Source organism: uncultured Phenylobacterium sp., from assembly GCF_902826855.1.
In the GTDB taxonomy this organism is placed as follows: Bacteria; Pseudomonadota; Alphaproteobacteria; order Caulobacterales; family Caulobacteraceae; genus Phenylobacterium.
In genome coordinates this window covers 1-10,630 of the sequence record NZ_CADEGK010000163.1, presented here as the reverse complement: position 1 = coordinate 10,630, position 10,630 = coordinate 1, and the positions used below count along the sequence as shown (strand labels likewise).

The 10,630-nt window shown below is 67.2% G+C and carries 14 protein-coding genes; 9 read left to right on the top strand and 5 right to left on the bottom strand.

What is annotated here, in order from left to right; translation table 11 throughout:
• The first annotated feature begins 72 nt into the window (after positions 1-72).
• Together QZV94_RS18785 and QZV94_RS18780 are read left to right on the top strand one after the other, a co-directional pair.
• On the top strand, positions 73-1,035 hold the full coding sequence (locus tag QZV94_RS18785) for a beta-propeller fold lactonase family protein (protein WP_293680307.1): 963 nt from the start codon (positions 73-75) through the stop codon (positions 1,033-1,035).
• A gap of 2 nt (positions 1,036-1,037) precedes the next feature.
• Positions 1,038-1,463 carry a GNAT family N-acetyltransferase gene (locus QZV94_RS18780; RefSeq protein ID WP_293680304.1) on the top strand — a complete coding sequence of 142 codons (426 nt, stop codon included), beginning with the start codon at positions 1,038-1,040 and terminating at the stop codon, positions 1,461-1,463.
• Here the strand turns inward: QZV94_RS18780 and QZV94_RS18775 are convergent.
• Complete coding sequence (locus QZV94_RS18775; RefSeq protein WP_293680301.1) at positions 1,385-1,864, bottom strand: hypothetical protein; 480 nt, start codon at positions 1,862-1,864, stop codon at positions 1,385-1,387. The two genes, QZV94_RS18780 and QZV94_RS18775, sit on opposite strands and share 79 nt — an antisense overlap.
• A gap of 560 nt (positions 1,865-2,424) precedes the next feature.
• On the opposite strand from QZV94_RS18775, the gene rpoD reads away from it, so the two are divergent.
• The 3 genes from rpoD to QZV94_RS18760 are packed head-to-tail and all read left to right on the top strand — an operon-like array spanning position 2,425 to position 4,973.
• On the top strand, positions 2,425-4,404 hold the full coding sequence (gene rpoD, locus QZV94_RS18770) for an RNA polymerase sigma factor RpoD (protein WP_293680298.1): 1,980 nt from the start codon (positions 2,425-2,427) through the stop codon (positions 4,402-4,404).
• A gap of 31 nt (positions 4,405-4,435) precedes the next feature.
• Positions 4,436-4,690, top strand: coding sequence for a hypothetical protein (locus tag QZV94_RS18765; protein ID WP_293680295.1), 255 nt, complete (start codon positions 4,436-4,438; stop codon positions 4,688-4,690).
• A gap of 31 nt (positions 4,691-4,721) precedes the next feature.
• Complete coding sequence (locus QZV94_RS18760; RefSeq protein WP_293680292.1) at positions 4,722-4,973, top strand: type II toxin-antitoxin system RelE/ParE family toxin; 252 nt, start codon at positions 4,722-4,724, stop codon at positions 4,971-4,973.
• A gap of 11 nt (positions 4,974-4,984) precedes the next feature.
• Here the strand turns inward: QZV94_RS18760 and QZV94_RS18755 are convergent, their stop codons facing one another.
• A complete protein-coding gene (locus QZV94_RS18755; RefSeq protein WP_293680310.1) occupies positions 4,985-5,605 on the bottom strand; it encodes a TIGR02466 family protein in 621 nt (206 codons plus the stop codon).
• 133 nt (positions 5,606-5,738) lie between these two features.
• Between QZV94_RS18755 and QZV94_RS18750 the strand changes: the two genes are divergently transcribed.
• Both QZV94_RS18750 and QZV94_RS18745 read left to right on the top strand, forming a co-directional pair.
• On the top strand, positions 5,739-6,620 hold the full coding sequence (locus QZV94_RS18750; protein WP_293680289.1) for a hypothetical protein: 882 nt from the start codon (positions 5,739-5,741) through the stop codon (positions 6,618-6,620).
• 58 nt (positions 6,621-6,678) lie between these two features.
• Entirely contained in the window at positions 6,679-7,128 is a 450-nt protein-coding gene (locus tag QZV94_RS18745) for a DUF6152 family protein (protein WP_293680287.1), read from the top strand.
• A 92-nt stretch (positions 7,129-7,220) separates the two neighbouring features.
• On the opposite strand, the gene QZV94_RS18740 is transcribed toward QZV94_RS18745, so the two are convergent.
• Genes QZV94_RS18740 through QZV94_RS18730 form a run of 3 tightly spaced genes read right to left on the bottom strand, consistent with a single transcriptional unit; the run spans position 7,221 to position 9,138 of the window.
• On the bottom strand, positions 7,221-7,460 hold the full coding sequence (locus tag QZV94_RS18740) for a flagellar basal body rod C-terminal domain-containing protein (RefSeq protein ID WP_293680284.1): 240 nt from the start codon (positions 7,458-7,460) through the stop codon (positions 7,221-7,223).
• Positions 7,461-7,512: 52 nt separating this feature from the next.
• Positions 7,513-7,881, bottom strand: a complete 369-nt coding sequence (locus QZV94_RS18735) for a TfoX/Sxy family protein (RefSeq protein ID WP_293680281.1) — start codon at positions 7,879-7,881, stop codon at positions 7,513-7,515.
• A 12-nt stretch (positions 7,882-7,893) separates the two neighbouring features.
• Complete coding sequence (locus QZV94_RS18730) at positions 7,894-9,138, bottom strand: serine hydrolase (RefSeq protein ID WP_293680279.1); 1,245 nt, start codon at positions 9,136-9,138, stop codon at positions 7,894-7,896.
• Positions 9,139-9,335: 197 nt separating this feature from the next.
• On the opposite strand from QZV94_RS18730, the gene QZV94_RS18725 reads away from it, so the two are divergent.
• Both QZV94_RS18725 and panD read left to right on the top strand, forming a co-directional pair.
• Positions 9,336-10,199 (top strand): alpha/beta hydrolase, encoded by an 864-nt coding sequence (locus QZV94_RS18725; RefSeq protein ID WP_293680277.1) that lies wholly within the window; start codon positions 9,336-9,338, stop codon positions 10,197-10,199.
• A 105-nt stretch (positions 10,200-10,304) separates the two neighbouring features.
• Positions 10,305-10,630: aspartate 1-decarboxylase (gene panD, locus QZV94_RS18720; protein ID WP_293680275.1), on the top strand; the 326-nt coding region annotated here is incomplete at its 3' end.

Sequence of the window (10,630 nt, the reverse complement as noted above, 5' to 3'; positions counted from 1 at the left end):
ATTGCCAAGGATGAAGCAGGCAGCCCTGCAAATCGCTTTTTCAGCAGCCTGCTAGCCATATAATTTAGAGCTATGTGGATCGCACTCGCCGTAACGCTCGCGGCCTTCGGACAGAAACCCGATTTCGCGGTGGTGGAAAAAGTCGCGGGGGCCGTGGGCTTCTACACCGCCGGCGGCAAGCGCGTGGGTGGCGCCAAGGTCGGCACCCATCCTCATGAGATCGTCCTTTCGCCCGACCGCAAGCTTGCCTATGTCAGCGACAACGGCATTCTGTGGATGCAGTACGCCGGTGAAGGCGGCAACACGATTTCGATTCTCGCCGTCGCTTCGAGGAAGAAGACCGGCGAGATCGATCTCGGCAACTACCGGCGGCCGCACGGGCTCGATATCCATCCAAAGACGGGGCGCATGGTTTCCACCATCGAGAATCCACCGGGACTGCTGTTGATCGATCCGGTGGCGCGCAAGGTGCTTCGCAAATACGATACGCAAGGCAAAGCGCCGCACATGGCGCTGTTCGATCCCGATGGCGAAACGGTCTACGTCAGCAACACGGGCACCAACACGGTAGCCGTGCTGAATCTGGAATCGGGCGGTGTGAAGCTGATCGATGTGGAAAAGAATCCGCAGGGCGGAACGTTTTCCCGGGATGGGAAGCTGTTGTTTCTGACCAGCTCCGACGGCGATGCGATCAACATCATCGACCGCGCCAGGAAAGAGCGCATCGGAACGATCCGCACCGGCCGGGGACCGGCGCGCGTGCATGTGGCACCCGACAACAAAACGCTAATTTACAATCTGCAGCCGGGCGAGGCGATGGCCTTCGCCGATATCGCGTCGCGCAAGGAAACCACCGTCATCAAACTGGCGGGCAAGCCCTTGTCGCTGACCATGGCGAAGGATGCCAGCCGCGTCTACCTTGGCCTGCAGGAGGTAGACAAGATCGTCACGGTCTCGGTGAAAGACCGCAAGTTGATCGATTCCTTCGAAACGCCGAAAGGCGCCGGGCCGGACGTTGTGCTGCCGCTGCCGTAGCCATGGAGATTCGCCCTTACGAGCCAGCCGACCGGGCCGCCTGCCTGGCGGTATTCGATTCGAATACCCCGCGCTATTTCGACCCCGCCGGGCGCGAGGCGTTTGAGAGCTTTCTCGCGAACGCTGCACGCCCGCCCTACTTCGTGATGGATCACGATGGCGCGATCGTGGGCTGCGGCGGCTATGCGATCGGGCCCGAATCGGCCACGCTTGGCTGGGGGATGGTCCGCGCCGATCTGCACGGCCAGGGCCTGGGACGGTTTCTGCTGATGTACCGGCTGCGGGAGATCGGCAAGGTCTCGACCGTGGCGCTGGTACGGGTGGAGACTTCGGCCCAAGCCGCCGGCTTCTATGAAAAGCAGGGGTTTCGCGTCACCGCCGAGGCGGGGCGGATCGCCATGACCAAGAAGCTCACCGTGTGCGCATGAATCGCAAGGCGGCGCGGGAACAGATTCTGCGGGAAGCCTGGATCGGCGATGCGGTGCTGTCGCTCTATGTGCGCTGCCGCATCCTGCGCGAGGATGGACGCATCGACGCCGCCAAGGCCGAGCGCATGACCTCGAACCGGTTTCTCTCTACCGCCGGCGAAGCCAGTGAAATCGAGGCCGAAATCGGCCGCCGTTACCAAAGTGCCGGCCTTGCCGCGGCCTTCCAGTGGATCGAGGAAAGCCTGATGCCGGCCTTCGAGCGCCAGGAAGCCAAGCGCCGCCGTGCGCGCCAGCGCCTCCGGCATGAAGGGGCGCTCGAAGTTCAGCGGCCGCTGGGGGGCGGCAGGCGCGCTTGCCTCGGTGGGCGACAGCCAGTCGGCTGCGCAGAATTGATAGGTCATCTGGGGGTCCTCTCGAAACGGACGCCGTCTCTAGTGGCCCTGCGACCTCAACACTTCGGGGAATCCCCCTAGTTTACGGCCTCGCCGCGCGACATCAGGAATGGGCAGCAAGGCCGCTGGCCGGAACAGCGTTGCGGAGCGAGCCTGCCCTAAGGACGGGCGATCGGGAGGGCGGTGATCGCCATCCCCGCCTTGACATCGCGCACCTTCCACGCCATCTGCGCACTCGCGGATTTAGCGCGTGTTTGACAGGCATCGATGGGCCGCTGCGGTTTCCGGGCGCGCCCCCCACGTGGATGATGATGCCTCCCTCGACGCGCGGTGATCCCGGCGGTTCGCGCCGCTTCGCCGGTCCGGGCTCCTGAGGGGGCTGGGCGGCGTTAGTGAAGCTGCGCGCGGACGGCTGGAGACGCACCTCGACGATGATGGAACAACTGGGCGGATGGCGGGTCGTATTGTCGCGGCCCCTCTAGCCATTGACCGCCGGCCAACCACCTTCGGCCCGGTCCTTGCTCGGCGAATTGGCCAGCGGGCGACACGGGTTGGAACTGGAGTTTTAGATGAGCGCAAACACGGCCGCCGAAACCGAAGCCCCCGAGACCACGAGCAACGCCTCCGGCAGTGACGGGCCGCTGCTCGACCTGACCGATGCCGCGGTCAAAAAATTCATCAAGGCGGCCAAGACCCGCGGCTACGTCACCATGGACGAGCTGAACAAGGTGCTGCCCAGCGAGGAAGTGACCTCCGAGCAGATCGAAGACACCCTGGCGATGCTCTCCGAAATGGGCGTCAACGTCGTCGAGAGCGAGGACGACGCCGAGGGCGGCGAGGTGGCGGTGCGCGAGGACACCGCGGTGGTCGAGACCACCAAGGAAGCCGCCTACGACCGCACCGATGACCCCGTCCGCATGTACCTGCGCGAGATGGGCTCGGTGGAGCTGCTGTCGCGCGAGGGCGAGATCGCCATCGCCAAGCGCATCGAGGCCGGGCGCGACACCATGATCCGCGGCCTGTGCGAGAGCGCGCTGACCTTCGAGGCCATCATGGTGTGGCGCGAGGAGCTGGAGGGCGGGCGGATCCTGCTGCGCGAGGTCATCGACCTGGAGCAGACCTATGGCGGCATCAATGCGGCGGCCTCCGCCGAGCTGGAGGCGCAGGCGGCGCTCAATCCGCCGGTCGAGCCGGAGCCCCAGGCCGAGCCTGAGCTGAACGAGGACGGCGAGGCCATCGCCAAGGCCGAGAGCGACGACGACGACGACTTCGACGACGGCGCCGGGCCGACGATCTCGGCCATGGAGGCCGAGCTGCGCGAGGGGGTGATGGTCACCCTGGACGCCATCGCCGCCGAGTTCGAGGCGTTCCGCATCCTGCAGGAGAAGCTGGTCTCGGCGAAGCTGAAGGGCGAGGAGCTGAGCGACAAGGAGCGTGCGGCCTACCAGACGGCGGCGGGCGCGATCGTGTTGCACCTGAAGACCCTGAAACTGAACAACAACCGCATCGAGGCGCTGGTCGAACAGCTCTATGCGATCAACAAGCGCTTGATGGTTCTGGAGGGGCGCCTGCTGCGGCTAGCGGACTCCTACGGGATCAGCCGGGGCGAGTTCCTGAAGGCCTACTTCGGCCAGGAGATGCGGCCGGACTGGCGCGACCAGGTCAAGACCATGGGCGTGCGCTGGACCAAGTTCGCCGACAACGACGCCGGCCAGATCAACGACATCCGCAGCGAGATCGCCGCCCTGGCCACCGAGACCGGCGTGCCGATCGACGACTACCGCCGCATCGTCCAGACGGTGCAGAAGGGCGAGCGGGAGGCCCGGCAGGCAAAGAAGGAAATGGTCGAGGCGAACCTGCGCCTCGTGATCTCCATCGCCAAGAAATACACCAACCGCGGCCTGCAGTTCCTGGACCTGATCCAGGAGGGCAACATCGGCCTGATGAAGGCGGTCGACAAGTTCGAGTACCGCCGCGGCTACAAGTTCTCGACCTACGCCACGTGGTGGATCCGCCAGGCCATCACCCGCTCGATCGCCGACCAGGCGCGCACCATCCGCATCCCGGTGCACATGATCGAGACGATCAACAAGATCGTGCGCACCTCGCGCCAGATGCTGCACGAGATCGGCCGCGAGCCGACGCCGGAGGAGCTGGCCGAGAAGCTCGGCATGCCGCTCGAGAAGGTGCGCAAGGTGCTGAAGATCGCCAAGGAGCCGATCAGCCTCGAGACGCCGATCGGCGACGAGGAGGACAGCCACCTGGGCGACTTCATCGAGGACAAGAACGCGATCCTGCCCATCGACGCTGCGATCCAGAGCAATCTTCGCGAGACCACGACCCGCGTGCTGGCGTCGCTGACGCCGCGCGAGGAGCGGGTTCTGCGCATGCGCTTCGGCATCGGCATGAACACCGACCACACCCTGGAAGAGGTGGGCCAGCAGTTCAGCGTCACCCGCGAGCGCATCCGCCAGATCGAGGCCAAGGCGCTACGCAAGCTGAAGCACCCCAGCCGGTCGCGGAAGCTGCGGAGCTTCCTCGACAGTTGACGGGTGGCGGTGGCCGGGGGGAGCATCGGACATGGCCGATGGCGAACTGCGACTGACGCTAAACGACGAGATGCGACGGCGCCTCGGCGAAGCCGCCGAGGCCGCCGGCATGTCGATCGAAGCCTACGCGCTGGGCGTGCTGCTCGATGAACTTGACAGCGATCCACTGTCGATCTCGCGGGCGCGGCTGGCTGAGTACAGGCGAACCGGCGAGTCCATCTCGGTCGAGGAGGCGATGACGCACTTCGACGCAGAACTGGAGGCCGCCTTGGCGCGCAAGCGTTGAGGCGTGCTGTCAGGCTTTCCCCACGGGCGCTGTGGGACCTCAGCCGACTTGCGAACTTCCTGGCCGAGCGCGCCAGGGCGCGGCGCGTCGCATGACGCAGGCGCTGCGAAGCGCTCTGGCGTCGCTGTCAGAGTTTTCGGAGCGCGCGCCGCTGATGGACGAGGCTGAAGCTATCCGCGAACTGCGCGTCAAGTTCGGCAGATACGGCTACGCTATCCAATACTCTGTCGAAGCAGAGCTTGTGCTGGTGCTCCAGATCTTTCACGTCCGAGAGGCGCGGTAGGCCGCTGAGCCCTACCGCCAGCCGTAGTTGAAGCTCACCGACACGCGCTCGGTCTTCGCGCGGTTGGCGGGGACTTCGTGGCGGAGCCAGCTCTCCCAGAGGTAGACGGTCCCGGCGGCCGGCTGCAGGTAGACGAAGGGCTGGCGGTCTTCGGGCGCGTCGGGCCTGCGCGGCGGAGCGGCCATCATCATCGCCAGGCGGGGGTCCTCGAGCTTGAGGGCCGAGGCTCGGGGCGGCGTGGCCACATAGTAGGTCCCGGAGATGACGCTGTGGGGGTGGATGTGGCCGGAGTGGGCGGCCCCCGGCTTCAGGATGTTGACCCACAGGCTGTCGAGGCGCAGGCGGCCGCCCCCCAGGTCGAAGGCGAGGTCCGCGGCGAAGGCCCTCGCGTGACGGTCGATCCGGGTCTTCAGCTCGCCGAAGACGCTCATGCGCGTGGGCAGGTCGTCCAGCGAGGCGTAGGAGGTGTACCCGCCGTAGCCATGCTCCCGGCACCAGGCGCGCCCGGCGGCGTCCTCCTGCGACAGGGATTTGCAGGCGGCCAAGATATCGCCGTTGAAATTTTCGAAGCTGCGGTCCGTTGTAAGGCTGGCTTCGTAGACCGGAGTGACGAAAAGCGGGCGCAGCGTCATGCCGGGCGGCTTATCCCAGCTCACCGGTTTCTCAAAACGTCCAGCCATCGCTGGCGCCGTGCGTGAACGTTGGTTAGGCTTGCGGTCAAGAAGGTTCCGCCGAATCCAGGCGGAGTGTCGGGGGAGCGAAAGCATGTTGAGGATCGTGGCGGCGCTAGCGGTGGTCGGCCTGATGGCGGCCGGACCCGCTATGGCGCAGACCAAGGCCAAGGCCGCGAACTCTTCGCGGATGGCGGCCTACAAGGCCCCGCGGGGCCCGGACGGCCGGCATCCCGACCTGAACGGCGTCTGGCAGGTGATGAACACCGCCAACTGGGACATCGAGCCCCACGCCGCGCGCGCGGCCCTGCAGCTGCGCCCCGGGCCCTTCGTGCCCGTGCCGGCCAAGGCGGTGGTGGCGCTGGGCGCGGTGGGCGCGGTCCCAGCCGGCCTCGGCATCGTGGAAGGCGGCGAGATCCCCTACAAGCCCGAGGCCAAGGCCCAGCGCGACCAGAACCGCGCCAACTACCTCAGCCTGGAGACCGGCGACCCCGAGGTGCGCTGCTACCTGCCGGGCGTGCCGCGCGCCAACTACATGCATCTGCCCTTCCAGATCTTCCAGTCTGAGAAGTCGATGATTATCGCCTACGAATACGCGGGCGCGGTGCGCAACGTGCTGTTCACCGACCCCGGCCCCGCCCCGGTCGACAGCTGGATGGGCCAGTCGGTGGCCAAGTGGGACGGCGACACCCTGGTGGTCACGGTCACCGGCCTGAACGGCCGCGCGTGGCTGGACCGCGCGGGCAACCACAACTCTGACCAGATGCAGGTGGTGGAGCGCTGGACGCCGGCCGGGCCGGGCGTGCTGCGCTACGAGGCGACGATCACCGACCCGAACACCTACACCCGTCCCTGGAAGATGAGCTTCAATCTCTACAAGCATGTCGGCGAGGACGCGCGGCTGAACCAGTTCAAGTGCGTCGAGTTCGTCGAGGAACTGATGTACGGTGACCTGCGCAAGGAACCGCTGAAGTAGATTGCGTATCCGCCGTGGTAACGCGGCATCGAACAACATCCGGCGTTGGAGACGCGCTATGAACAAGAAGATGATGATTGTCGGAGCGGCGGTCGGCGCGGCCCTGAGCCTGGCGGTCGCCGGCGGCGCCGCCCTGGCCCACCACGCCTTCGCCGCCGAGTTCGACGGCAAGGCCCCGGTCCTGCTGCGCGGCAAGGTGACCCGCATCGAGTGGATCAACCCGCACGCCTGGGTGCACATCAACGTGGTGGGCGCCGACGGCAAGTCGACCGCTTGGATGGTTGAGGGCGGCACGCCGAACACCCTTCTGCGGGCCGGTATCGACCGCAACACGCTGAAGTCCGGTCAGGAGATCATCGTCCGTGGCTACCAGTCCAAGGACCGCCTCTGCCGTCCGGCCTGCAAGGCCAACGGGCGCGACGTGACCTTCCCGGACGGCCGCAAGCTGTTCATGGGCTCCTCCGGCACCGGCGCGCCGAAGGATGGCGCGGACGCCACCGAGAAGTAGGGCCTAGGAACCACGTCGGATTTCGGAGAGGGGAGCCGGCGCGGCTCCCCTTTTTCGTGCTGCCTCTCTGCACGGGCGCGCAACAGGAAGCGCTACTTCCCGGTCTGCAGCTTCAGCAGCGAGTCCCACATGTCCTGGGCGAAGCGGATCACCGTCAGGTTGGCGGAGAAGGCATGCTTGGCCTGAACCATGTTCACCACCTCGGCGCCGAGATCGACGCCAGGCGTTTCGGGGCCGGCGTCGCTGCGCAGGTTGGCGATCCGGGTCGCCGAGGCCTCGAAGTGGTGCGAGGCGGCCGTCAGGCCATATCGGGCTGTGGCGATCGGGTCCATGCTTCGACGCTGCGCCGGCCAGGGTTAAGGTCGCCCTCAAACACGTGGTAAATCAGCGGGATGCTTTCCGCGGCTTCCTGACCTTCGGCGGCATGGCCGCAGTGAAGGCGTAGGCCTGGTCCAGCAGGCGGGCGAGCAGGGCCTCGTCCTCCAGCACGGACTCAGGGATGACCACATAGGCGCGCATCGGCCGGCCGGGCATGGGCTCGAAGCTGACCGCGCCGTACTCCGCCTCCAGGCCGGCGCGTTCGCCGGGGGGCAGGCGGGCGAAGACGACCTCGCCGAACAGCCCGGCGAACATGTTGCCGTTCGCGAAGGCCACCGGGTAGCCGAACATCCGGCGCCGTTCCAGGCCGGGCCGCTCCGGCAGGCTGGCGGCGAACAGCTCGACCAGCCACGGCGGCGACTTTTCCCAGGCCATGGGGCGAGAAGATCACCCCAGGGCGGCGTAGGCCAGCTTCTGGAACATCGGGCCGGCGACGCGGCCGGTTGGGCGGGGCTCGCCCTGCATGGCGGTGACGGCTTCGGGGCCGAGCGCCATCGAGTCCTGGATCAGCAGGATCAGGATCATGTCGTTGGCCGGGTCGGCCTGCCACCAGGTGCCGAAGGCGCCGGGCCAGCCGAAGGCGCCGTGGCCGCCTGCGCCCATCCATTCGTGCTTCGCCGGATCCAGGATCATCGATACGCCCAGGCCGAAGCCCTGGCTGACCCAGAACGGCATGCCCAGGAACCCGTGGCCGCGCTGTTCGTCGCTCAGGCGGTTTTCGAGCATCTGGTCGACGGTCTCGGCTTTCAGCAGCCGCACGCCCTCAACCTCGCCGCGGCCCAGCAGCATGCGCGCGAACTTCAGGTAATCGTCGGCGCTGGAGATCAGGCCGCCGCCGCCGCCCTCGAAGGCCGGGGGCGCGTCCGAGTGCTTAAACGAGACATCCTTCAGCTTGCCGTCGACGCCGTATTCGTAGAGGTGCGCCAGCCGGTCACGCTTCTCCGGCGGAACCCAGAAGGCCGTGTCGACCATGCCCAGGGGGCCGAAGATGCGGTCCTGCAGGACCTGTCCAAGGGGTTTTCCGTCTACACGCGCGGCGAGGAACCCCAGCACGTCGGTGGCGTGGCTGTAGTGGAACCTCTCGCCGGGCGGGTAGCTCAACGGCAGCTCGCCCAGCTTCTGAAGCCACTCGTCGGGCCCGAGCGGATTGGCCAGCGCCGAGCCCAGCTTCTCCTCGTGCGCATAGGCGATCGGCCCCTGCGAGGTGAAGCCGTAGGCGAGGCCGGCGCGGTGGGTCAGCAGGTCCTCGACCGTGATGTCGCGCGGGGCGGGTGCGGTCTTGTCGAGGGGGCCGGTGGCGTCTTCCAGAACAACCATGCCGCCCAGCTCGGGGATCCACTTGGTGACCGGGTCGTCGAGCTTCAGCTTGCCTTCCTCGATTTGCATCATCACCGCGACAGAGGTGATCGGCTTGCTCATCGAGGCGATGCGGAAGAGGGTGTCGCGCTCCATCGGCAGGTTCTTGGCGATGTCGCGCTGGCCGATGGTGTTGACCTGGACCACCTCGCCCTTGCGCCACACGAGGCTGACGATCCCCGAGAGCGTCCCCTGGTCGACGACGGACTTGAGCGCCGCCGGGATCTGCGCCAGTGCGTCGGCCTTGAAGCCGCTGGGGGCCTGAGCTCCGTCCATCGTCGTTTCCCTTATCGTTGTTCACATCCATAGCGCCGGGTGGCGCGGACGGCGTCAAGGGGTGGCGTGGGGTCAACCCGACCTGCGGCTGCGCTGTCGCGTCCGGGGCAAGTCTGCGAACGTAGAACCGGAGGGGCCGCGTGATGGTTGCGCCCGCCCGCCCGCGTTCGTACCTGGAGCCGATGCCTAGCTTTTCCATGTCCAAGCGCCTGACCCTGGCGGGCCTGTCGGCGAGCCTGACCACCGCCTGTTCGCCGCTCAGCATGTTCGCCACCCTTTCGCCCAAGGACCCGGCATCGATCCTGGGCCGCAGCGAGGCCTACGGCGCCCACCCGCGCCAGCGGCTGGACGTCTACGCACCGCCACGGTCGAGGGGCGCGGCGGGTGAGGCGCCGCTGGCGATGTTCTTCTACGGCGGATCGTGGGATTCCGGGCGGCGGCAGGACTACAACTGGGTCGGCCGGGCCCTGGCCTCGCGCGGGTTCGTCACCGTGGTGGCCGACTATCGGCTCTATCCGGAGGTGAAGTACCCCGACTTCCTGGTCGACGCCGCCCAGGCGGTGCGCTGGACCGCCGACAACGCCGCGCGCTACGGCGCCGACCCCGGCCGGATCGTGCTGGTGGGCCATTCGGCCGGCGCCTACAACGCCGCCATGCTGGCGCTGGACGGGCGCTACCTGAGGGCCGCCGGGGTCGAGCCCAGCCACGTGAAGGCGTTCGCCGGTCTTTCCGGTCCCTACGATTTCCTGCCGCTGCAGGGCGCGATTACCAACCGGGTGTTCGGGCACAGCGCCGACCTGCCGGCGACGCAGCCCACTGCCTACGCGAGCGCCGCCTCGCCGCCGGCGTTCCTGGCCACCGGCGACGCCGACGACACCGTCTGGCCGAAGAACACGGTGGCGTTGGCCCGCGCGCTACGCGCCGCCGGCGTGGCGGTGGAGGAGCGCCACTATGCGGGTGTCGACCACGTCCGCATGGTGCTGGCCCTCTCCCGGCCCCTGCGCGGCCACGCCCCGGTGCTGGACGATATGACCGCCTTCCTGCGTCGCCACGCGGGGTAGAATGCGGGCGACGCAGGGTGCGGTGGCAAGGTCGATGCTGCATTGCCGCATTGAAGCCACGGGCCGGGATGCGTATATGCGCTCGCCCGCTTACGAGGACCGCCCATGTTGCTCACGCTCCTGAAGGCCAAGCTGCACCGCGCCACGGTCACCCAGGCCGACATGGACTACGAAGGGTCGATCGCCATCGATCGCGACCTGCTGGAAGCCTCGGGCATCCTGCCGCACGAGCAGGTGGACGTGCTCAACATCACCAACGGGGCGCGTTTCACCACCTACGCCATCGAGGCCCCGCGCGGCTCCAAGGTGATCGGGGTGAACGGCGCGGCCGCCCGGCTCGTCCAGAAGGGCGACAAGGTGATCATCGTCACCTATGGAATGCTGCCGGCCGAGGAGGCCCGCAACTATTCGCCGACGGTGGTGCTGCTGGA

Bases quoted from the DNA above. Each gene is read 5' to 3' on its own strand.
- QZV94_RS18785 (WP_293680307.1), top strand. From the start codon at position 73: ATGTGGATCGCACTCGCCGTAACGCTCGCGGCCTTCGGACAGAAACCC.
- QZV94_RS18780 (WP_293680304.1), top strand. From the start codon at position 1,038: ATGGAGATTCGCCCTTACGAGCCAGCCGACCGGGCCGCCTGCCTGGCG.
- QZV94_RS18775 (WP_293680301.1), bottom strand. From the start codon at position 1,864: ATGACCTATCAATTCTGCGCAGCCGACTGGCTGTCGCCCACCGAGGCA.
- rpoD (WP_293680298.1), top strand. From the start codon at position 2,425: ATGAGCGCAAACACGGCCGCCGAAACCGAAGCCCCCGAGACCACGAGC.
- QZV94_RS18765 (WP_293680295.1), top strand. From the start codon at position 4,436: ATGGCCGATGGCGAACTGCGACTGACGCTAAACGACGAGATGCGACGG.
- QZV94_RS18755 (WP_293680310.1), bottom strand. From the start codon at position 5,605: ATGACGCTGCGCCCGCTTTTCGTCACTCCGGTCTACGAAGCCAGCCTT.
- QZV94_RS18750 (WP_293680289.1), top strand. From the start codon at position 5,739: ATGTTGAGGATCGTGGCGGCGCTAGCGGTGGTCGGCCTGATGGCGGCC.
- QZV94_RS18745 (WP_293680287.1), top strand. From the start codon at position 6,679: ATGAACAAGAAGATGATGATTGTCGGAGCGGCGGTCGGCGCGGCCCTG.
- QZV94_RS18740 (WP_293680284.1), bottom strand. From the start codon at position 7,460: ATGGACCCGATCGCCACAGCCCGATATGGCCTGACGGCCGCCTCGCAC.
- QZV94_RS18735 (WP_293680281.1), bottom strand. From the start codon at position 7,881: ATGGCCTGGGAAAAGTCGCCGCCGTGGCTGGTCGAGCTGTTCGCCGCC.
- QZV94_RS18730 (WP_293680279.1), bottom strand. From the start codon at position 9,138: ATGGACGGAGCTCAGGCCCCCAGCGGCTTCAAGGCCGACGCACTGGCG.
- QZV94_RS18725 (WP_293680277.1), top strand. From the start codon at position 9,336: ATGTCCAAGCGCCTGACCCTGGCGGGCCTGTCGGCGAGCCTGACCACC.